Raw genomic sequence first — 20,284 nt, 5'->3', positions numbered from 1 at the left:
CGCCCTGGCGGGGGTCGACCGTTCTACGCCGCTTGTCGAGGAGGGGACAGGACGTGGCCGCGGAGCCGAGAACAGCGGAGTTCAGAGCGGTGAAGGCCGCACCCGTGGAGGCCACGTCGATGGAGGCTGTGCCGAAGGCGGCCGGTGCCCCCGGCGCGGCCGCGCGGTTCGGCGCGAGCGCGCAGTACGCGCTGCTGGCGGGGCCGCTGTTGACGATGCTCGACTCGTCGATCGTCAACGTCGCCGTCGAGCCGATCGCCCGCCAGACCCACACGTCGCTGCCGACGGTCCAGTGGATCATCAGCGGCTACCTGCTCTCCCTCGGTGCCGGGCTCGCGCTCACCTCCTACCTGGCCCGGCGCTTCGGCACCATTCCCGCCTACACCGGGTTCCTCGCCGCCTTCACCGTCGCGTCGGCGCTCTGCGCGGCCGCGCCCGGCGCTGGTGTCCTCATCGCCGCCCGGGTGCTACAGGGCCTGGCCGGCGCGCCGCTCGTCCCGCTCGCGATGTCGATGCTGCTCGGCGGATCCGGCGGGGCGAAGAGCCGGATGTCCCCGGCCGCCGGCATCCTGCTCTTCCTCGGCCCGGCGCTGGGCCCGAGCCTGGGCGGCCTGCTGCTGGGCGCGGTCAGCGGCGGCGACGGCTGGCGGGTCCTGTTCCTGATCAACGTGCCGATCGGCGCGCTCGCCATCGCCGCGGCCCGCCGGCTGCCGACCGGGATCACCCCTCCGCCGCAGCCCGCCGCGCGGCCCGACCCGGTCGGGCTGCTGCTGCTCGTCGCCGGGCTGGTCGGCGTGCTCTACGGCGTCGACCGCATCACCCGCGGCTCCTGGACACCGCCCCTGACGTGGGGGCCGTTGCTCGCCGGGGTGGCCGTCCTCGCGCTCTACGCGCTCCGGTCGCGCAGCGTGGAAAATCCCGCACTCGACCTCTCGATCCTGCGTGACCGCAGCGTGGCACTGGCGTTCACGCTCTGTGGGACGGCCTCGGTCGCGGCGTGGTCGATCGTGTTCGTCGTCCCGGTCTTCCTCGAGTCGGCGCAGGGCCATTCCGCGCTGATGACCGGCGTCGCGCTGCTGCCGCAGGGGATCGTGACCGGGCTGAGCACGCTGGCCGGCGCGGGAGCCGGCGAGAAGATCGGCGTCCGGCCGACGGTCCTCGGCGGCTTCGCGCTGCTGGTGGCGGCCAGCGCCGGGCTGTTCGTCCTCGGCGCGGCGACCCCGCTGTGGCTGACCGCCCTGATCCTCGCCGCCCGCGCGGGAGCGGTCGGCCTGACCATCACCCCGCTGGTGCTGGTGGCGACCGAGCCGCTGCGGCCCGAGCAGCAGGCGGACGCGAACACCGCGTTCAACGTCGTGCAGCGCATCCTCGGGTCGTTCGGGATCGGTCTCGTCGCGACCCTGTTCACCCGGCAGTCCGCGCACGCCGGCGCGGTCCCGGCGCTGCACACGGTCGCCCTGGTCATCACGGTGCTGGCGGGCCTCTCCACCCTCGCCGCCATCTACCTTCCGGCGCCGCACCGCTCCGGTGATGTCGCGGGCACCGCGATCCCCCAGGACGCCTGAGCCCAGTCAGGATGCGCAACGGCGATTGTTGACACCCGTGCCTCATCGAGCCCCCGGACTCGCCGTCCCAACGGGAACGGGAGCTGGGGTGGCAGCGGGTGATGTGGAACCCCGCCCTCGAACGGCTGGAGCCGAGGACGCCCGTCACGCTTTCCGGGGCCATGGCCTTTGCGAGAGAAATCGCACCTTGCGGAAGAACGGCATCACGAAACCGCCGTGTCCGGTGACGACCCGGAACGGAGCCTCGCCGCGGTGCTTGCCACCGGAGATCAGCATCGCCTCGTCGGGCGCCGGGACTCGATAGCGGAACATGAGGTGCTCCCTTTGTCAGCGATCCGCGTTGAGTGCCGGGGTGTCCGTCCAGGGCACCACGTCGACGGTTCTGGGCCCTCGGGTACCGATGACGAGGACAGGCGCGCCCTTGGGTAGTGGATCGTCGGACCAGGCGAGGTAGGTCTCGACGCCCCCGCGGACGCTCACCTGCACCTCGCCGGCGCCGTCGAGGCCACGAGTGGCGACGGTGACATGCCCTGCGCGACCGATCACTGCCGGGTCGCCCACCGCGCCCACCTCCTGCCGGCGCCGAGGCGCATGGCCCATCTCGACCAGCTATACACCCATTCGGATCGGAGGTGCCATGCGGACCGGCGCTCTCGTTCCACTGGCCCGGCCCGGCTGGATCGATGGCTACCACCCTGCTCGAAAGTACTAGTCACTTGTCTTGACATGTGTCATTGTCGAGGGCGTGGAGGTTGGCCGGCTGGTGCCTGCCCGGATCGGGAACCGTCGCGTTTCCGGGTCGCGGGCCGCTCTGATGGGGGCGGTGGTGGCCCTGGTGGGGGCGCGGGGGACGACGGCGGTCACGGTGTCCGACATCGCTGAAGCGGCGGATGTGAGCCGACAGCTTGTGTACCAGCAGTTCGGCGACCGTGACACGTTGTTGCTGGAAGCCGCGCTTGACCTGGCGGAGCGAGAGCTGATGCCTCGCATCACGGAGGGTCGCCTGAGTGGGCGGGAGCGGGTGGTGGCGGCGGCGCGGCACTTCGCGGAGTACCGGTCGTACTACCGGGCGATGTTGACCGGGCCGGTCGCCTACGCGCTGGCCAAGGCGCTCAACGACCTGCTCAGCCCGTTGAACCAGCGGCTGGTGCACCGGATGTCCGACCAGCGGCTGTCCCCGGAGCTCGTCGAGGACCTCACTGGGTTTCTCGTCGGTGGGTCGGCCGCCGTCTTCAACAGGTGGGTGGTCGAAGGCCCGGACCTTCTCGACCCGGAGCCGTTCGCCGACCGGCTCCTGCAGGTGCTGTCTGTCATCGCCGACCGTCGCCAGCCCACCAGCACCGACCTGGACAAGGAGCAGTCCGGATGAACCGAGTCAGGCACCCCCTGCCCCGCCACACTGGCGGCTGCCTGCCGCCACGGATGGCGTGCGGGCCCAGGCGGAACCAGGAGTTGAAATGATGAAGGGATCACACCTGCCCGGTGAGGGTGCTGCCGGCGAGCGATGGGTGCCGCCGCGTGTCGGGCGGGCGGGGCGACCGAGGAGCTCCCGGGGGATGCTGGCGGTGGGCGTTACCGCGGTGGCGTTGGTGGTGACCGCGTGTGGGTCATCCTCCGTCGGCAGCCCTCCAGCGGCGTCGCCTGCCAGCCCGCTGGTCGCCCGGGCCCAGCCGCTGTCCGCGACCACGACGGCGTGGTGGTCGTACACGCGGCCGCCCACCTTCGGTTCGACGACGACCGCGGTGACGGTGGCGATGCGGGACGGCACACCGCTTGACTGCTCGCTGGTGCGACCCGCGACCGGCGGCGCCGCGGCGGGCGGCCGGTTCCCCGGGCTGGTGGTCGAGTTCACGCCCTACGACGGCTTGCGCACCACCTACATCCAGGAGGCCGCCTACTTCGCTGCCCGGGGTTACGACGGATTGGTCTGCAACCTACGGGGCACCGGGAAATCAGGCGGCACTTGGGAGCACGCGATGTCGCCCCAGGATGGCCTGGACGCCAGCGACCTGGTTGAATGGCTGGCGGCCCAGCCGTTCTCCGACGGTCGCATCGGCATGTACGGCGAAAGCTACGGCGGATTTACCACCTATCGCGCCGCCATTGACCAAGCGCCGCACCTGCTGGCTGTCGCCCCGCTGCAGTCCACGGCCAGCTTGTACGACGACGTCATCTACCCCGGCGGTATCAAGACCACCGAGGGCGGCAGCGTCGACAACTGGCCCGGCCTGGTCCAGCCGCTCAGCGGCGGCCGTGTCGACGCCGCCGCCGAGTACGCCGCGAACCGCGCCCACCCGACCTTCGACAGCTACTGGCAGGAGCGATCCTTCGCCGGCCAGTATGGCTCGATCAAGGTTCCGGTACTCGCCATGGGCGGGTGGGTCGACCAGTACTTCCGGTCCGGCGCCCTGGCCAATATCGAAGGCGCCCGCAGCCGAACCTGGGCGATCTACGGCCAATGGCCGCACCAGTCCCCGATCGCATTCCCGAACTGCCCGGGCCTGTGCAACCCCCAGGGACTCGCACCGGGCGTCCTGCTGGCCTGGTTCGACCACTGGGTCAAGCAGCTGCCGGGCACCCCTATCCCGGCCAAGCCCACCTTCGTCAGCTACGAGGGCCCGAACAGCGGCGCGGCCGGCTGGCGTGAGATCACGACCGTCGACCCGGCCCATGCGGCGAAGAGCGCACTGACACTGAACGCCGATGGCAGCCTGGGCGCCACCGCCGGAACCAGTACCGCCGGAAACGTCGTGTTCCATCAGCCGGCTGACCCCACCAAGCCCGGCGGGTCGGTGACGTTCCAGACCGCCCCACTGGCCAAGGCCATGTCCATGTTCGGGCATCCGACACTCACCCTGCGGGCCTCCCTGTCCGGCCCGGACGCCAACCTTTACGCCGAGCTGCTCGACGTCGCTCCCGACGGCACGTCGACACTGGTCAACGACGGCTTTCTACGAGCCAGCCACCGGACGTCCAACGTCACCCCGACCCCGGTGCCGGTCGGCAAGCTCACCACGTTCACCATCGCCATCCGCGCGGACGACTGGCGGTTCGCCGCCGGCCACCGCATCGCGGTCCGGCTCTCCGGCGGCGCCGCCTCGATGCTGACTTCCAACACCACCCCGGTCGACGTGACCGTCGCAACCGGTGCCGGCGGCTCCATACTCGACCTCCCGGACCTCACCGGTCCCTGACCCGACAGCGGGACCGCTCCCCGGCGACCGGCGACACCAGTGACCGGGGAGCGCCCCGACGCGAACAGTGCAATCGGTGACATCAGCCCTTTGACGGCGGCGCGCATCGTCAGGGCGGCGGGGGCCGCAGAACGTACCCGACGCTCCGCAGCGTGTGCAGCAGCCGGGGCTCCGTTGTGTCGATCTTTCGGCGGCGAGAGCGCTACCAGGGCGCCAGTCTTCCACACTTCATGGGTCTCTTCGTCCATCTCGATGTCGGCGAACGACAACCTCGGTGTCCGTGCCGAGCGCGCCACTGATCGACTGCGTTGAGGACCGCCCGGATGCGGGCGATCACCTCCTCCAGGCTGAACGGCTTGGTCACGTAGTCGTCGCCGCCGATGGTCAGACCGGTGACCTTGCCGGCGGTCGCGTCACGGGCGGTCAAGAACAGCAGCGGGCAGCGGGTGTGCCCAAGTTCCAGTCAGCGGGCGACCTCGAAGCCGTCGATGCCGGGCAGCATGACGTCGAGGACGATCAAGTCTGGGCGGCGGGTGTGGAGCACCCGTGGAGGTGCGTGACGACGACATCGCCCACGTGGGGCCGTGTCTCACGGCTGTCGTCGATCGAGACGCAGACGTAGCGCGTGCGGTCTGGAGTGCCGACGCCGCGGAAGTGGTCCTTGCTCGTGTCTTCGATTACCGTGATGGCGCCGCTTGGGTCGCTGCTGAGGGTGTAGACGATCGGGTCGCCCTCGGTCGTCGTCGCGGTGCTCGTCAGCGTCGCGGCCTGACGAGCCGCGACCGCCTCGACGAAACACCGGCGCGCGTCTCCGGCTACCAGGTGGTCGAGATCGATCCGCTCGCTGCCACAGTCCAGCACGTCTATCGCGGTGAACGGCTGTTCGCCAGCGGTCGGCGATCGCGGCGGTGGGTTGCGACCACAGGCGGCCAACGTCAGCCAGCCGGTCAGAGCGGCGGCAAGCAGGATGAGCCGGGCGAGACGTGGGGCTGCCATGACGAGTTGGATGCGCGGTCTCCCGATCTGGTTCCCGTCACCGCACCTGAGCCCCGGTACGGCCGGTCGACAGTTCCGCTGGTGGAAGCTTGCCTGCTCCGGAGGTGGCCCTGCGTAGACCCGCACGAGATCCGCGCGCTGCTGAGGATCATCGCGCCCGCGCTTCGGCCGCCACCGCCAGCCGCCGCCGCTCGCCCAGATAGGGAAGGACCGCCGCCAGCGCAGAGCCGCGGGTCAGTGCGTCGGCCGTGGTGTGGCGCCCGCGGTAACGGCTGGGGGGCAGTGGGCGGCGTCGTCGACGAGGGCGGGCACTGTCGGAACGGCGATGGGCATGACCAGCAGCGCGGTGGCGCTGGCGGCGGCGAGGTAGCGCGCGGCCGGGCTGATCGGACGGCTGGGGGCGAGTAGCCGGCGCACTCTTTCAGCGGTGCCAACGCCGGCCATCCCGAGCACGGGTGCGGGTACCTGGCCGGCGACCAGGTCGAGCAGTGCGCGGGCGACGGTGTGCGGGGTGCAGCGGCGGGCTGCACTGTCGTCGGCGGCCATCTCGGCCAGGCGGCGTACCTCGTCGTTGGCGACGGTGAACAGAGGCAGCCTGGGGAAGGCGCGGGCGAGTACCGCGGTGACGGTGGTGATCAGGTAGTGGTGGCCGCGCAGGTGGGCGTGCTCGTGGGCGATCACGGCGTCGAGCAGCGGCGGGTCGAGCAGCGCGAGGGCGCCCTCGGTGACGACGATGAGCCGGTGGTGGGTGGGCAGGCAGTAGACGGCCGGGACGGGGTGCTCGAGGACGAGGATGTCGCCGCGGGTGGGGTGACGATGACCGAGTACCCGTACCGCGTCGGCGTGCCTGCGTCGCAGCCGTCGCTGGGGTAGCGCGACGGTCGTTGTCGCGTACAGGATGCGCGCCGCGATGACCGCTATGACGCCGGCCCCGGTGACGTCCATGGCGAGCGAGGCCGTGGTGCGGGACACGTGGTGCAACGAGATGTCACACACGAGGACCAGCGAGATGATCGCGTGGCCGACGGTCAGCAGCGGCACGATCAGCAGGGCGCCGGCGAGGCAGACCGCGGCGAGGGTGGACAGGCACGCGGCGGTCCAGACGCCGATACCGAGCCTCGGCGCCCTGCGGGTCCACGAGGAACCGCGAAGCAGCCGTGGCGTGAGGAACAGCATCGCCAGGATATGGCTGGCTAGCAGGGGGGCCGTCATGTCAGTCGGCGCCCTTGTCCTGGGCCCGCCAGCGCAGCGCGTCGTTGAGCGCCTCGACCTCGGCGGCCTGCATCGACCGGACGAAGTGCAGCAGCGCCATGCCTCGGTTGTCGGTGCCGGACAGCACCTCGTTCAGCTGCCGGGCGGTGTACTCGCTGCGGGTCAGCGTCGTGGCATAGGTGTACGAGCGGCCGACGCGTTCCCTGGACAGCCAGCCCTTCTGGAAGAGCCGGTCCATGACCGTCATGACCGTGGTGTAGGCGATGGCGCGCTCCTGCTTCAGCCCCTCGAGGATGTCACGTACGGTCGCCGGTTCCACGCGCGCCCACATCCGGTCCATCACCTCGGCCTCGAGGTCGCCGAACAGCTCCATCCCGCCTCCATCACCCGCCCGCGCGCGCCGGAGGTGCCGCCGCGCGTCTCCGGACGTTGCGATGGTGCCACGCCACGGCGGACATCGATCGGGCGGACAGGCGGCCATCGGGCCGCCGCACCGCGGCGCGGCGGTCTCGCCGTCACCACGTGACCTCTTGGGCATCCCCTGAACCGTCCAGAAGTGAGGCGGGTATCGGCGGCGATCAACTATGACGAATAGTAATCTTCTTCGGAAACCGGTGGCGATGGGAATCCCCGGTTGCGCCTGGGTGGTGGGGTCCGGCCGCGGGAGCCCACCACCCAGGCCTGGTTGTCAGATCCGCTGGAGGAGCGCCTGCATGGTGGTGATCTCGGCGGTCTGGCTGGTGATGATCGAGCTGGCCAGTTGCTTGGCCGGGCCGTAGCGGCCGTCGCGCTGTTCGGTGGTCGCCATGTCGATCGCGCCCCGGTGGTGCTGGATCATCATGGTGAGGAACATCCGGTCGAAGCCGCGGCCCGAGGCGTTGTGCAGCGTGGCCATGTCCGCGTCGCTCATCATCCCGCCCATCGACCCGCCCATCGACCCGCCCATCGACCCGCCCATCGACCCGCCCATCGACCCGGCCCATCGACCCGCCCATCGACCCGCCCATCGACGCGGTCGGGGTGGCCATGGGCATCGAGGTCATCGGCATCGATGTCCTGGTCGTCATGGGCATGGTCGTCATCGGCATGGACGTCATCGGCATGGTCGTCAGTCCGCCGCTGGCCATGTCCATCCCATGACTGGGGCTAGGCGCGGTTGGCTCGCCCCAGCTGGTCAGCCAGCCGGTCATCGTGGTGATCTCTGGCGTCTGGGCGTCGCTGGTCTTCTTCGCCAGCGTTTTCACGTCCGGTGAGGAGGCCTGGGCCAGTGCCAGGTTGGCCATCGTGATGGCGCCTGCTGGTGGTGCGGGATCGCGCCCTGCGCGAAGGTCACGTCCGCGGCGTTGTGGTCCGCGCCGGCGCTGCGGGTGGTGGGCCGTCCCGGTTCGGGATGAGCCTCGGTTTCCAGCAAACCTTCAGGTCCACGGCAGCTGCCGCATAGGTGCGAGGGCGATAAAGGACTTGGCCAGGCAGCGCGCGGGCCGTCCCGAGTCATTCCCCAGTCGTAAGGAAGAGCATGCACGCATCCAGGCACTCGGCGGCCGTGGGTCAGCGCGGCTCCGCGTACAGCAGGGCGATCCTTCCGGGGCTGGCCACGTTGCTGGCCGTGTGGTTGGGACTGACGGCACCGGCCGTGTCTCCGGTGGCGCCGGTACCGACGTTGTCCCAGCTGGCCGCCGGTAGCACCGCCGCTCAGGGCATGATGCAGCCGGCGCAGCCCTTGGACAAGCAGCCGGGCCCAGGGGGCCTGTGATGCCGGCGACCGCGCCGACCGCCGGCCTCCGCCCGCCGCCGCGATCCGAGATACCGCGCCGGCCGGCCGGGCCCCGGCCAAGCTTCCAGCCCGACGAGGTTCTGGCCGCCATCCTGGTCGGCGCGCTCGCGGTCGCCGTCTGGCCGATCATCCTCGCGTTCCGGGGCCCGCAACCCGTGCAGCTTCCAGTTGTGGTGGCCCATGCCAGCGGCATGCTGGCCGGCTACGGGGTGGCGGTGTTGGTGGGGCTCATGTCCCGGGCCCCGGCCTTCGAACGCGGGGTGGGGGCTGACCGGCTGTCGGCCTGGCACAGCCGCGGCGGCCGCATCGTCGTCCTCCTCGTGCTCGCGCACGCCTGGGCCGCGGTGGTGTCCTGGGCCAACAGCCGAGGGGAAAGCTTGTGGCTCGCGGCCTGGCACGTGTTGCGCCTGCCGTGGCTGGTCGCGACCACGGTCGGGACGCTGCTGCTACTGGCGGTGGCGGGTCTGTCGATCCGACATGTCCGCCGGCGGGTGTCATACGAGCGGTGGCACACGTTCCACCTGCTGGTCTACATAGGTGTCGCACTGAGCTTCGTGCACCAGCTCGCCGGGCCCGACCTCGCGGGACATCGTCTCCTGCAAGTGCTGTGGGCGCTGCTGTACACACACGTGTTCGCTCTCGTCCTGCGGCACCGCGTCCTCACACCGCTGCGCAACGCCACCCGGCACCGCATGCGGGTAAGCGCGGTGCTGCCCGAGACGCCTGGGGTGGTGTCCGTGATCGTGGAAGGGCGGGACCTGGAGGAGCTGCGAGCCGAATCGGGACAGTTCTTTCGCTGGCGGTTCCTGACGCCCGACCTCTGGACAACCGCCCACCCCTTCTCGTTGTCCGCGCCGCCGACCAGCACTCATCTCCGGCTGACTGTGAAGGCGCTCGGCGACGGCAGCACCCGGCTACAGGACCTGGAACCCGGCACGTGGGTGGTCGCCGAAGGCCCCTACGGGGCAATGACCGCCGATCGCCGCACCCGGCGCGATGTGCTGCTCGTCGCCGGCGGCGTCGGCATCACCCCCCTGCGAGCGTTGTTCGAGACCATCCCGCTGGGCTCTGGCCAGGACCTCCTCCTGCTGTATCGAGCTCGGGCGCACGCGGACGCCATCTTCAGGGACGAGCTCGACCAGATCGCCCGACGCCCCGGTGCCCGGGTGCAGTACCTGATCGGCGACCAGGTCGGGCCGATGTCAACCGAACTTTTCCAGCACCTTGTCCCCAACCTGCTCGACCGCGACGTCTACCTCTGCGGCCCGCCAGGCATGGCCACCGCCGTGCGGCGCTCGTTGAAGGACGCCGGCCTGCCCGAGATGCAGCTTCACGAAGAGCGGTTCGACTTCTGACCGGCGCCACGGAAGGTGGCGCCCGCGGGTCCTCCGGCTGCGCGGGTTCGTCAGCGCGGCCCGCGCCAGGCGGAGATATGAAGCGAGCTGGTTGAGGTGAACGTTCGCCGGCCCGCTCTGCCCAGTGTTCCGCCAGTTCGAGGACGGCGACGAGCCCGTCGACCAGATACGTGCGCGGCCCGTTCCCGTCCGACGGCGAGGTGGCGGCTGCGGACGCTCTGGGATCGTGGGACGAGGCGCTGAGTCGGACCGCCCAGCGGGCCAAACCGGCCGCCCCCGGCTGCGGGCGGCCGCCGAACCGCTCGAAGGTCGGGAACGAACGCGCTCACAAAAATGGCCGCCCGGTCGCGGTGCGCCCGCCCGTTTGCTAAGCGGTGCATCCGCGCATTCTGGTCGGCCAGCGTGAAAAAAGTTGGTTAACACGACGTACACCCGGCGGAAGGCGCCGGCCGGGCGTCGACGTGGGCGAAGTCGCCGAGCGCGGCAGGAACGTCCGGCCCGCCCGGCTTGTCGGGCAGCCGCGACCTGAAGGTCGTTCGAGCCGGCTGGGTAGCTCGTGCGCGAGTCAGCCCAGCCGGCCCGCGAGGACGGCTGCTGCGGAAGCAACCCCTAGGCCTTACTCCCCGGTCGTGGCACCACTGCCGCTCGAGTCAGCGCGACCGGGCGGCCTGTTGAGCGCTTCGTTTCCGGAGTGCAGTTTGTCATGCCGGAAGCCAGGGAGCCGGGCGAGGATCGGAGCGAACTGGGTGTGGTCGACGGCGAGGGCTGTCCGGAACAGCGGAACGTGGACGTGGCGGATGGTTGTCAGCGAGGGCGAGTGCCGGGTGCGGGGCACCAGAGCCGCGGTGGTGGCGACGTCGACGAGCGCAGCCCAGCTGCTGGTTGCGGCAGCCTGGCCCTCGTAGCGCACAGGCGCGGGACGGCGGACCGACCCACCGGCGGCCGGGCTCGCCGAGGCGGGCCCTGGCCGGCGATCAGGCAGTCACACTCACCGACTCCCTTTGTCGTCCCAGCCCCAGGGACACTCACACCCCGTAACCGTCGGCGAACGTCACGAGTCGTTGCCAGGAATGGCTCAGTAGAACTGGATCTGGCGTACATCTGCCTTTTGATCATCTTGATGCGGTTGGCGCCTCGACGACTCCGGAACTGTGCGGCAGGGTCAGTCCGGCGAGGACGGCGACGTGGTCACGGCGGAGGCCGTTGGCGAAGCGGTGCAGGCCGGGCAGGTCGTCGGTCTCGACCCCGGCGAGCCGGGCGTCGAGGCGCTCGCCGTGGCGGCCTGTGAGCATTTCGGCGAACCCCGTGACGTGGCCGCGCAGCGCGGTGAGCGCTGGGCTGCGGGTGCAGATCGCGTCGAGCGCGGCGGCCGGCGCTGTCGAGCCGGTCGGGGTGCGTGAGGCTCCAGCGGGCGACGTCGCGGGCCTTCGGGGGCGGTGGCGGCGGTGCCTGCGACGCGGGGCTGCGGGCGCGCAGGGTGGCGACATGTCGGCGGACCGTGCGTTCGTTGCCCGGGTAGCCGCGTCCGCGGATCTCCTCGAAGAGCAGGTCGGCGCGGGTGACCCGGCGGCGAACCGTTCGGGAACCGTTCGGCCAGGTAGGGCTTGGCGGTCGAGGACGCTGGGGGCGCCCTCGAGACCCCGGACCACGACGTCCTCGAGGGCGTCGGCGCGGTAGTACTTGCGCACCGTATGCCGGGCCTGAGCGAGGCGTCGGCGAGCCGGGTGTTGCGGGCGTAGCGGGTCATCACCACGGTCTTCTTGCCCGAGGCGCGGGTGATGGGCTGGCATAGTTCCTGCGGGCCTTGACGTCGGTGTAGCGGCGTGGGTCGTCCCCGAACTCGGCGAGCTCCAGGGCGGCGAGGACTGGGCCCAATCCTGGCCGGGAGAGAACGATCTCAGCGTCCGGGTGCTGGCCAAAATGGGCACCAGTGTCTGGTGCGCCCGCGCGGTCACCTTCAGACCCTCGGCCAGGTCACTGTCCCCGGCGGCCGGGCACAGTTGATGCCGCTCGGTGCGGACCATGTCCGCCGAACGGAGGCAACATCACGAGCCAGCCAACGGTGACGACGGGCAGCATCGCGGCCCCAGCCGATGTGTGCTCATTGTGTGCTCATACAGCGCGGCCGTGTCGACAGACCCGACACCGCCCGGCCGGGCCCAGAGCCCGCCACCTGGGCAGACACGCAGCCTGCACACGATCCGGTACCCTCAAAGGGTTGCCGGTGTGGCGCAATTGGTAGCGCACTCGACTTGTAATCGGGCGGCTAGGGGTTCGAGTCCCCTCACCGGCTCCGTGTGATGCCAAATGGCATCGGTATAAGGATGAAATCCCTGTCTCCACCTGCCGGGGCGGCCCGCAGGCACGCCAGATCACCGGGAAATGTGAGTTCGGGCACGAGGTCATCGCGGAAGTCGCCGCGAAGGGCGCCGCCGTCTTGGACCTCGAGGCGCGATCGAGACAGCCAACCACGCAGACTCCGCCCTCCAGGTCTCGATCATGCGCTGATGGTCACATCGAGCGCTCAGACACGATGAGCGCCCTGATACGGCGACCACTTGACCGCTTCCCGCCGTCGGCGTCGCGAACCAGGACTCACGTGTGCCGTGCCAGAACCCGGTTTCGGGGCGTTGATGTGGTCGATGCCTGCCGTCCGGCAGAGCCCTTGGGAGCGCTGACCGCGATGAGGCCCAGCGCGCAGTGGGGGACAAGACTGGCACGCTCAACCGAAACAGCGAGGCTCGACTGCCTTGCCGGTCACCGCCCGCCGGTCATCGAGTCGGTCAGCCTCGGGCCAGGCGCCGCCGCCGGCGCCTCGGGGCTCGCGTGCTCCGCCGGGGCCGGGGGTGGCACGTCGCGCAGGACGGCGAGGGCGATCAGGGCCGCGGACGCTAGGACGAGCGCTCCGGACAAGCCCGGCAGGTTCAGGCCTTGGGTGAATGCCGCGCGGGCGGCCTCCAGCAGGACTCGCCCGGCCGGGCCGTGGACATCGGCGGCGCTGCCCGGCCATCCGATGGTGGTAAACGGCGGTGCCGATCGGGCCGAGGATGGCAAAGCCCAGTGCTCCGCCGAGTTCGCTGCCGGTTTCCGAGACGGCCGACGCGGCGCCGGCCTGCTCGGTGGGGGCGGCGGTCAGGATCAGGTCGGCGGTGAGCGTGGTGGCGACCAGCATTCCGGCGGCGAGCAGTCCGGCCCCGGTCAGGATGACGGCCAGGGACTGGTGCGCGTGGACCCGGGTGGTCACGGCGAGCCCGCAGGCCGACAGCAGCAGACCGGCGGCGATGACGTAAGCGGGCCGGACCTTCTTGCCCGCGGTTGCGGCGACCGTCATCGCGGCGACGATGAACGGTGTCACTGACAGCGACCACAGCGCGGCCTTCAAGGGGCTCATGGCGTGGACGACCTGCAGGCACTGCATCGTGTAGAGGCTGAAGCCCAGGGTCGCAAAATTGGTCACCATGTTGACACCCACCGACGCGCTGTAGGTCCGGTTCCGGAACAGGCGTAGATCGATCAGCGGGTACGCGATCGTTCGCAGCCGGTGCACGAAGACGGCGCCGACGCCGGCGCCAGCCACGGTGGCCGCGACCGGCAGCGGTGCGTAGCCGTACACCGCGAGTTCCTTGATGCCGTAGATGACCGGCAGCACGGCGGCCAGCGACAGCAGCGAGCCGAGCGTGTCGAACCGGCCGGCGGCCGGGTTGCGGTACTCCGGCAGCAGGAACGGGCCGAGCAGGAGCAGCAGTGCCATCGCGGGCAGGTTGAGCAGGAACGCCGAGCCCCACCAGAAGTGGTCCAGCAGCAGGCCACCGACGATCGGGCCTACCGTGACGCCGCCGGTCATCGCGCCGGTCCACACCGTGATGGCGGTCTTGCGCTGACCCGCGTCCGGGAACATGTTCCGGATCAGCGCCAGCGTCGAGGGCATCAACGTCGCGCCCGCGAGACCCAGCACCGCCCGCGCGCCGATCAGCATGCCGGCGCTGCCGGCGTAGGCCGCGGCAACCGACGCGGCGCCGAAGGCCACCGCGCCGATCAGCAACAGCCTGCGCCGGCCGATCCGGTCACCCAGCGCGCCCATCGTGATCAGCAGGCCGGCCAACACGAAGCCGTAGATGTCCATGATCCATAGCAGCTGGGTGCCTGACGGCCGCAGATCGCCGCTGACAAACGGCATCGCGAACAGCAGCACGCTCACGTCCATCGACACGATTAGACACGGCAGCACCAGTACCGCCAACCCAATCCACTCTTTCGTACCCGCCCTGGTTCGCATGTCCTCGTCCTCCGCTTCTCCGGCCGTCGGCACTGGTGGCCACAGCACTGGCACTCAGCTTCGGGCAGCATCCGGAGGCGAAAAATGACGATCTCGGCAACGTGCTGTTCAGCCGCACGACCGCAATCCCGAGAAACCGCGGAGTAGGTGCATGGTCATGGGGGCCAGTCAGGAAGATCGACACGACGAGCCGTCGCGTCCGGACTTCTTCATCTCGTACTGCGGTGCTGACGAGGCGTGGGGGCGTGGGCGACCTGGGTCGCAGCCGCGCTAGAAGCTGAGCGCCAGGCGGTCCGCGTGCAGGCGTGGGACTCCCCGGCCGGCGACGATTTTGTGCCCTGGACCAGCCGGCAGATGCAGGCCGCCCATCGAACGATCGCTCTGTGTTCCCCGGCCTACTTCGAGTCCCATTGGCGTGCTGATCCTGTTCGGCGTCATGGCCAACGTGATCGACGACGACGAGGCGTACGCGATCGTCCGCAAGCTCGTTGGCGCGGCGCCGAGCGGGAGCTACCTGGCCCTCAACGACGGCACCGCGAGCCCTGCTCGGGACGAGGCGATCCGGCGCAACCCCGGAACGCCCCTTACCGGTCCAGGACTTCGGAGGAACTGGTCTGGTTCTTCGACGGCCTAGAGCTGCTGAAGCCCGGCGTCGTCTCGACCCCGCTGTGGCGCCCGGGCCGCCGGGCCTGCAGCAAGGTGCTCGACTCGTACACCGGGTTCGCCCGCATCCCGCCGACCCCCGAGCCAGCCACCGCTCCGCTGGCTCGGCGCGGCCGGAGCGCGCTTAGGAGATCGTCACCTCCGTCGAGCCGGAGGACGGGATGAAGACCCCCTCGCAGATCAGGTTGTCGTTCGTCACCTCGTAGACCTTGGTGGTCGTCGCGTCGGTGATGGTCGTGGACTTGCCCGGTTCGAGGACCGGGTATTGCAGCGCCCGCCGGGTGCCGAAGCCGTCGTGGACATAGATCCGGACCGGTTCTGAACGGTTGTTCTGGAACGTCAGATCGACCGGTTGTGTGTTGCCGTTCGTCACCGAGTCGACGGTTTGCGCGCAGCTGTACTGCGCGGCGGATCGCGGGTCGAAGCTGAACGGGGCCGCGGTCGGCGGCGTGCTCGGTGGCCTGCCCGATGGCGAGTCGGGAATCGTCACGGGCGATGTGCTGGGAGCGGGCGGAGGCAGAATCGGGGTGTTGCCGCAGCGGCTCAGGAACACGGCGCTCGCCACGACGGCCACGGCGAGCGACCCGCCCGCGAGGATGGCCGGCCGCCGTGGCGTGGGCCGGGCTGGCGGCGGGGTAACCGCCGGTGTGCCGCCACCCGCCGGCGGGGGCGGCGTGACCGTGGAGACTTCGGGCCATCCCTGGTAGGGCGGCCGCGTCGACGGCGGAGTCAGGGCTCGGTGGTGCGCATCCGTGCCGCCGGGAAACGACGGGGCCGACTGGATCGCCTGCGTCAGCCGCGGTGGCAGCCAGCCGGGCTGGCTCAGGTCGGGCATCGTGATGCCGCCGTTGGTCAGGGTTCCGAGTACCTCGTCCACCGACGGCCGGTGGCGTGGGTCCTTGGCCAGGCACCGGCTCACCAGGTCGCGCAGCGTCGGCGGCACACCGCCGATCGCTGGAGGGTTGTGGAGCACCCGGGCGTGGATCTCCACCGTGCTGCCGCGACCGAACGGGCCCTGGCCGGTGGTGACGACGGCGAGTACGGCTCCCAGCGCGAAGACGTCGGCCGCCGTGCCGACCGGGGCGACGCCGCCCCGGGCATGGGTGAGCTGCTCGGGCGCGGTGAACCCGGCCGTGCCGATCAGCTCGCCCGTCGTGGTCATGGCGACGTTCTCGACCGAACGCGCGATGCCGAAGTCGATGACCCGCGGTCCGTCGGCGGCGAGCAGGATGTTCGACGGCTTCAGATCGCGGTGGACCACCCCGGCGGCGTGCACCGCGGCCAGCGCCTCGGCGATGCCGGCGCCCAGGGCTGCGGCCGACGCGGTCGGCAGAGGCCCGAATTCCTTGATCGCCTCGTCTAGTGACGGGCCCGGCACGTAGGCGGTAGCCAGCCATGGCCGCTCGGCCCGCGGATCGGCATCGATCACGGGCGCGGTGAAGGCCCCGCTGACCATGCGCGCTGCCGCCACCTCCCGGGCGAACCGCTCCCGGAACTCGGGATCGTCGGCAAGATCGGGCCGGATGACCTTGATAGCCACCGGTCGGCCGGCGCGGGACCGGCCAAGATAGACGCGGCCCATACCGCCGGCTCCGAGGCTGCCCACGATCGCGTAGGAGCCGAGCTGTCCGGGGTCGCCGGGGCGCAGTTCGTCCACCTGATGTCGTCTCCCTGTGTGTCGGCGACGAATGGTCGCCGAGGCCGCCGTTCCGAACGACCAGGCGGGAGATTTCCTGAAGGCCATTGCGGCCCGGCTCGGCGCCCAAATCGTTTCCAGGTCGACAATGCGCCCTGGCGGGGGCCATTTCAGCGGGCAGCGTTGCGCGTTCCGACGCGTCAGTTCGCCCTGGTGGCGCGTTGTCCCGTGGCGTCGCTCTCGTTTGTGCGCCACGCCGGCTGCGTAACTTCGCACGCGGGCCAAGCACCGGCTCGGGCGGCGCTGCGCAGCGATTCCGACGCCGGCGGCCACGGCTGCGGGACCGGGCGCAGACGCCTCCAGTCATAGGGTGGGTGCCCGAGCTTGCGGTGACCGCGGTCGTAGACGTTGAAGGCGACCCAGGCCGCCGCGCAAGCGAGGATCGCGGCCGTGGCGGGTATCCGCCACGCACCTGGAGTGAGTACTCCCGCCACCACGGCGGCGGTGACGGGATATCCCAGCAGTGGATACACGACGACCTGGTGCCAGATCTTGGTCGGCGCGACAGCCTGGGCGGGCAGATAGAGCCCGGCGCGCAGCTCCGCCCTCCACTGCCAGAGGCCGAAGCCAAGCCAGCCCGCGGCTATGGCGATTCCCCCGACGCCCGAGACCAGCCAGCGCGCCGGCTCCGGGGGTGTGCCGCCGCAGCGCCACACGCCGAGCGCGGCGCCCAGCGCGAGCAGCGGGTCACCGAACAGGAAGGCGAGATATTCCCGGCTGGGCCGGGGCCAGCGGCCTTCGAGCCAGCGCCCGAGAAGTATCGGGACACCCGGGCTGACCGCGAGACAGACGACGAAGGTGACCAGCGGGCCGTGGGAGTTCGCGCTGCCGAGCGCGGGCAGCCAGCCGGCGCTCACCAGACGGCCCGCGGCTGACTGAACAGGCGCTCCACATCCGGGTCGTTGAAGAAGTCGGCGTTGAGCCGGGCGAAGCGGGACACCTCCAGCAGGTTGGCGCCGCGCCGGTCGATGTCGTCGTCGGCCGGCGGGCGACGGCCCAGCAGATCGGACTCGATCCGCTCCACCACCGGCCTGCGGTCGGCGGTGAACTGGGAGACCACCCGTTTGGAGACGTGCGCGGCCTGGGCGACCTGGGGCTCCCGGAAGTTGTTCAGCAGCGCGCGCCAGATCAGCAGGTCACTCGGCCGGCAGACCAGCGCGTCGAGCATGGGAATGGCCTTCTTGTACCGGCGTGCCGCGGTGTCGTCCGGGCGGTAACCGGCGCGCAGAGCCGCCACCGCGCTGCGGATCGGGTCGTGCCCGGCGCTCTTCGACACCAACGTCCAGGTCTCGGGGAAGAACTTGAAGACCGCCAGCAGGAACAGCACCCTGTTCTCCTCGGCGTCTGCGGTCTGCACGATGCAGGGAATGCTGTAGGCACTGAGCTGGTCGACCGCGGCGATGCCGCTCGCCGGGGCGCCGCGGCCATAGTGCAGGTCCACCAGCGCGAGCTGGAAGTCGTTGTCGGCCGCGAGCAGGGCGGCGAGTTCGCGGGGGTTGCGCACCCCGGTCACCTCGACGTCCGACTCGTCCTCGAGTGCGCGCGCGACCGCCACCTCGACGCCGAGCAGGTCGTCGACTACCAGCACCCGAATTGTCATCGCGTCTCCAGAGTTCTGCCGGGCGGCGTTTCGGTCCGGACTCGCCGGGGAGACGACCACCGGGCCCGGACCACCGTCCCCGTCTTACGCTCGGTGGTGAAGGTGATCCCGCCGCCGTAGCGGCGAAGCTCCCAGTCGAGCAGCCGCAGGCTGCCACGCGGGTCGTCGAGAGCGTCCGGCGGCATGCCCGGACCGTCGTCGGCGACGTCCAGCTCGACATCGGATGACGGTCCCTCGCCGACGACGGCAAGGGTGACCTCGACGCGTCCGGCGCCCGCCTTCAGCGCGTTGACGACGAGGTCGGCCAGCACCCGCCGGGCCAGCTGATAGTCGGTCCCGCCGAGCACGAGGTCCGCGCCGGCGGCGAGGACACAGCGCGAGCGGGCCCCGTCCGCGAGGATGCGGGTGACGGCGTGCCAGAGGTCGGCCACGTCGGCGGCGCGGGAGGCCGCACCCTCGGCGAGCATGGCCAGCCGGGTCTCCTCGACCACCACCAGCAGGTCGCGGACGAGCGCGCGCACCTCGCTCGGGTTCGGCGCCTCCGCCTCGACGGCCGTCGCCACCAGCCGGACCGCGTTCTTGGTGAGGCTGTGCAGATCCTGGGCGGCGCCCTTGCGCACCACGTCCTCGGCGTCGCGCACGGTCTCCACGGCGGCCGTCAGGATCTGCTCGAAGCAGGTCCAGACGACCTGAAGCAGCAGCATCACGCAGATGGCCGACACCCGCAGCACCCACGGGATCGCCGCGACCGCGGGCGTCCAGGGAATGCCGACGATGAGGGCCACCAGGATCGACAGGAGGAGCGCCTGGAGGTGGCGAAAGACGACCAGCACCTTCGGCGGCGGTCCGACGCTGCGTTCCGTGCCCATCACGACCGGCATCGTGGGTGCGTACCAGCCGGCGTCGATCGTGGTGTTCAGCCCGACGAGCCACGCGAAGCCGACCGAGGCGATGACGGCGACCGATCGGATCGGAGTGGAAAGCCCAGCCACCGGCCACGGCCCGGCGAACAGGAGACCGGCGCTGACCGAGCCGAACGCCTCGAGCAGGCCCGGTACGTCAAAGGTCGCGCGCCCCCGGGTCGCCGCCAGGTGGCCGGCGACCGACGCCAGCCCCGGCAGCCGCTCGAACGCCTCGACCAGCGCCGGGCGGGCGTGCGCGTAAGACAGCAGGCAGCCAGCCGTCGCAAGGCTGAGCTGCGGCCCGGCGCGAGCGATCCCGCCGGCGGGCAGACTCGCGGCGACGCCCCACATCACCGCGACGAAGCCAAGGCGGATCAGCGACGTCGTCCGATGCTGCGCGTCGAGGGCCCGTACGGCGGTGGTCCACACGACATCGGGCCGCGACCGGTCCTCCCGGTCCCGGCCGGCGCCGAACTGGCCCCCCGCGATCAATCGCACGCTGCTCCCTCCCACCTCTGCCAGGAACGACGATGGCGTTCCACACGGCCGGAGGACAGCAAAACTTCGCGTCATGCTGAACCGGCCCGCCACTGCAGGCCAGCCAGCCGTTGTCCTCGACTCTTTTCGGGCCGCCCGCCTCGGCGGTCTCCCTGTTCGCCGGCAGGCGCTGGTCGGTGGGTCCCACCGGCCTCCGGCACTGTCTCCCGGCGAGGAGATCGCGGCCTTTCTGGCGACGCGGCGCACGGCGACGCTGGTGACGCTCGGGCCGTGCCAGTCGCTCATCGGGCCTCGAGAAGTCGGTCCAGCAGGTGCGCGGCGGTGATCACACCGAGGGTGCGGGAGCCGCTCTCGGCTCGCTCCACGACCGCGACGAGAGGCCTTCGTTCTCGGGCCATCAACGCGGCGACCTCAAGCGCGGTGTCGTCCCGGGTGGGGTGGTCGGCCGGTCCGGCTGGCCGGCGCGGCGCCGGCAGGCGGTGATAGTGCCGCGCTGGCCGGAACCCATTGAGCGGCAGCGGTGATCGCGCCGCCAATGATGCAGGCTACTACA

General features: G+C 70.8%; 17 protein-coding genes, 1 tRNA gene and 4 pseudogenes. 8 read left to right on the top strand and 14 right to left on the bottom strand.

What is annotated here, in order from left to right; translation table 11 throughout:
* Window positions 1–89: 89 nt before the first annotated feature.
* Entirely contained in the window at window positions 90–1,565 is a 1,476-nt protein-coding gene (locus FRADC12_RS11265; protein ID WP_232303732.1) for an MFS transporter, read from the top strand.
* A gap of 144 nt (window positions 1,566–1,709) precedes the next feature.
* On the opposite strand, the gene FRADC12_RS31145 is transcribed toward FRADC12_RS11265, so the two are convergent.
* Both FRADC12_RS31145 and FRADC12_RS11260 read right to left on the bottom strand, forming a co-directional pair.
* A complete protein-coding gene (locus FRADC12_RS31145) occupies window positions 1,710–1,877 on the bottom strand; it encodes a hypothetical protein (RefSeq protein WP_232303731.1) in 168 nt (55 codons plus the stop codon).
* A gap of 15 nt (window positions 1,878–1,892) precedes the next feature.
* Window positions 1,893–2,126 carry an NfeD C-terminal domain-containing protein gene (locus tag FRADC12_RS11260; protein ID WP_084011311.1) on the bottom strand — a complete coding sequence of 78 codons (234 nt, stop codon included), beginning with the start codon at window positions 2,124–2,126 and terminating at the stop codon, window positions 1,893–1,895.
* 253 nt (window positions 2,127–2,379) lie between these two features.
* Here FRADC12_RS11260 and FRADC12_RS11255 point away from each other — a divergent pair, with 253 nt between their 5' ends.
* Both FRADC12_RS11255 and FRADC12_RS11250 read left to right on the top strand, forming a co-directional pair.
* Window positions 2,380–2,934 (top strand): TetR/AcrR family transcriptional regulator, encoded by a 555-nt coding sequence (locus FRADC12_RS11255; RefSeq protein WP_084010595.1) that lies wholly within the window; start codon window positions 2,380–2,382, stop codon window positions 2,932–2,934.
* 187 nt (window positions 2,935–3,121) lie between these two features.
* Window positions 3,122–4,759 carry a CocE/NonD family hydrolase gene (locus tag FRADC12_RS11250; RefSeq protein ID WP_045876607.1) on the top strand — a complete coding sequence of 546 codons (1,638 nt, stop codon included), beginning with the start codon at window positions 3,122–3,124 and terminating at the stop codon, window positions 4,757–4,759.
* Between the two features lie 516 nt (window positions 4,760–5,275).
* Here the strand turns inward: FRADC12_RS11250 and FRADC12_RS11240 are convergent.
* The 5 genes and pseudogenes from FRADC12_RS11240 to FRADC12_RS34860 all read right to left on the bottom strand — a co-directional run.
* Window positions 5,276–5,755 carry a DUF4362 domain-containing protein gene (locus tag FRADC12_RS11240; protein WP_045876606.1) on the bottom strand — a complete coding sequence of 160 codons (480 nt, stop codon included), beginning with the start codon at window positions 5,753–5,755 and terminating at the stop codon, window positions 5,276–5,278.
* A gap of 234 nt (window positions 5,756–5,989) precedes the next feature.
* A complete protein-coding gene (locus tag FRADC12_RS11235) occupies window positions 5,990–6,967 on the bottom strand; it encodes a M56 family metallopeptidase (RefSeq protein WP_045876605.1) in 978 nt (325 codons plus the stop codon).
* Window position 6,968: 1 nt separating this feature from the next.
* Entirely contained in the window at window positions 6,969–7,340 is a 372-nt protein-coding gene (locus FRADC12_RS11230) for a BlaI/MecI/CopY family transcriptional regulator (RefSeq protein ID WP_045876604.1), read from the bottom strand.
* Between the two features lie 315 nt (window positions 7,341–7,655).
* Window positions 7,656–7,958, bottom strand: a pseudogene (locus tag FRADC12_RS34305) (DUF305 domain-containing protein); the annotation flags it as partial.
* A 247-nt stretch (window positions 7,959–8,205) separates the two neighbouring features.
* Window positions 8,206–8,250 (bottom strand): annotated as a pseudogene (locus tag FRADC12_RS34860) (hypothetical protein); the annotation flags it as partial.
* 469 nt (window positions 8,251–8,719) lie between these two features.
* Here FRADC12_RS34860 and FRADC12_RS11210 point away from each other — a divergent pair.
* A complete protein-coding gene (locus tag FRADC12_RS11210) occupies window positions 8,720–10,096 on the top strand; it encodes a ferredoxin reductase family protein (protein WP_084011312.1) in 1,377 nt (458 codons plus the stop codon).
* Between the two features lie 1,112 nt (window positions 10,097–11,208).
* On the opposite strand, the gene FRADC12_RS31135 is transcribed toward FRADC12_RS11210, so the two are convergent.
* Entirely contained in the window at window positions 11,209–11,784 is a 576-nt protein-coding gene (locus tag FRADC12_RS31135) for a hypothetical protein (protein ID WP_232303730.1), read from the bottom strand.
* 16 nt (window positions 11,785–11,800) lie between these two features.
* Window positions 11,801–12,019, bottom strand: a pseudogene (locus tag FRADC12_RS34295) (IS110 family transposase); the annotation flags it as partial.
* Between the two features lie 297 nt (window positions 12,020–12,316).
* Between FRADC12_RS34295 and FRADC12_RS11195 the strand changes: the two are divergent.
* Window positions 12,317–12,389, top strand: a tRNA-Thr gene (locus FRADC12_RS11195).
* 429 nt (window positions 12,390–12,818) lie between these two features.
* On the opposite strand, the gene FRADC12_RS11190 is transcribed toward FRADC12_RS11195, so the two are convergent.
* Complete coding sequence (locus tag FRADC12_RS11190; RefSeq protein WP_198152863.1) at window positions 12,819–14,336, bottom strand: MFS transporter; 1,518 nt, start codon at window positions 14,334–14,336, stop codon at window positions 12,819–12,821.
* 273 nt (window positions 14,337–14,609) lie between these two features.
* On the opposite strand from FRADC12_RS11190, the pseudogene FRADC12_RS34290 reads away from it, so the two are divergent.
* From FRADC12_RS34290 to FRADC12_RS33810, 3 genes and pseudogenes are all read left to right on the top strand, one after another.
* A pseudogene (locus FRADC12_RS34290) lies at window positions 14,610–14,741 on the top strand (toll/interleukin-1 receptor domain-containing protein); the annotation flags it as partial.
* 46 nt (window positions 14,742–14,787) lie between these two features.
* On the top strand, window positions 14,788–15,006 hold the full coding sequence (locus FRADC12_RS33815) for an SAM-dependent methyltransferase (protein ID WP_052710848.1): 219 nt from the start codon (window positions 14,788–14,790) through the stop codon (window positions 15,004–15,006).
* On the top strand, window positions 14,982–15,200 hold the full coding sequence (locus FRADC12_RS33810; protein WP_255355244.1) for an SAM-dependent methyltransferase: 219 nt from the start codon (window positions 14,982–14,984) through the stop codon (window positions 15,198–15,200). The genes FRADC12_RS33815 and FRADC12_RS33810 overlap by 25 nt, the downstream gene beginning before the upstream one ends.
* On the opposite strand, the gene FRADC12_RS11180 is transcribed toward FRADC12_RS33810, so the two are convergent.
* The 4 genes from FRADC12_RS11180 to FRADC12_RS11165 form a co-directional block, all read right to left on the bottom strand.
* Entirely contained in the window at window positions 15,160–16,692 is a 1,533-nt protein-coding gene (locus FRADC12_RS11180) for a serine/threonine-protein kinase (RefSeq protein ID WP_052710847.1), read from the bottom strand. The two genes, FRADC12_RS33810 and FRADC12_RS11180, sit on opposite strands and share 41 nt — an antisense overlap.
* Window positions 16,693–16,871: 179 nt before the next feature.
* Entirely contained in the window at window positions 16,872–17,588 is a 717-nt protein-coding gene (locus tag FRADC12_RS11175) for a hypothetical protein (protein ID WP_045876601.1), read from the bottom strand.
* Complete coding sequence (locus FRADC12_RS11170; RefSeq protein ID WP_157488806.1) at window positions 17,585–18,331, bottom strand: response regulator; 747 nt, start codon at window positions 18,329–18,331, stop codon at window positions 17,585–17,587. The genes FRADC12_RS11175 and FRADC12_RS11170 overlap by 4 nt, the downstream gene beginning before the upstream one ends.
* Window positions 18,328–19,731, bottom strand: coding sequence for an ATP-binding protein (locus tag FRADC12_RS11165; RefSeq protein ID WP_157488805.1), 1,404 nt, complete (start codon window positions 19,729–19,731; stop codon window positions 18,328–18,330). Before FRADC12_RS11165 ends, FRADC12_RS11170 begins: the two co-directional genes overlap by 4 nt.
* Window positions 19,732–20,284: the final 553 nt, after the last annotated feature.

Source organism: Pseudofrankia sp. DC12, from assembly GCF_000966285.1.
In the GTDB taxonomy this organism is placed as follows: Bacteria; Actinomycetota; Actinomycetes; order Frankiales; family Frankiaceae; genus Pseudofrankia.
Note: the sequence above shows the minus strand (reverse complement) of the source record. Positions and strands in the feature narration are given on the sequence as shown.

Coding starts and splice junctions, on each gene's coding strand:
- FRADC12_RS31145 (WP_232303731.1), bottom strand. CDS start 1,877: ATGTTCCGCTATCGAGTCCCGGCGCCCGACGAGGCGATGCTGATCTCC.
- FRADC12_RS11255 (WP_084010595.1), top strand. CDS start 2,380: ATGGGGGCGGTGGTGGCCCTGGTGGGGGCGCGGGGGACGACGGCGGTC.
- FRADC12_RS11250 (WP_045876607.1), top strand. CDS start 3,122: ATGCTGGCGGTGGGCGTTACCGCGGTGGCGTTGGTGGTGACCGCGTGT.
- FRADC12_RS11240 (WP_045876606.1), bottom strand. CDS start 5,755: ATGGCAGCCCCACGTCTCGCCCGGCTCATCCTGCTTGCCGCCGCTCTG.
- FRADC12_RS11235 (WP_045876605.1), bottom strand. CDS start 6,967: ATGACGGCCCCCCTGCTAGCCAGCCATATCCTGGCGATGCTGTTCCTC.
- FRADC12_RS11230 (WP_045876604.1), bottom strand. CDS start 7,340: ATGGAGCTGTTCGGCGACCTCGAGGCCGAGGTGATGGACCGGATGTGG.
- FRADC12_RS11210 (WP_084011312.1), top strand. CDS start 8,720: ATGCCGGCGACCGCGCCGACCGCCGGCCTCCGCCCGCCGCCGCGATCC.
- FRADC12_RS11170 (WP_157488806.1), bottom strand. CDS start 18,331: ATGACAATTCGGGTGCTGGTAGTCGACGACCTGCTCGGCGTCGAGGTG.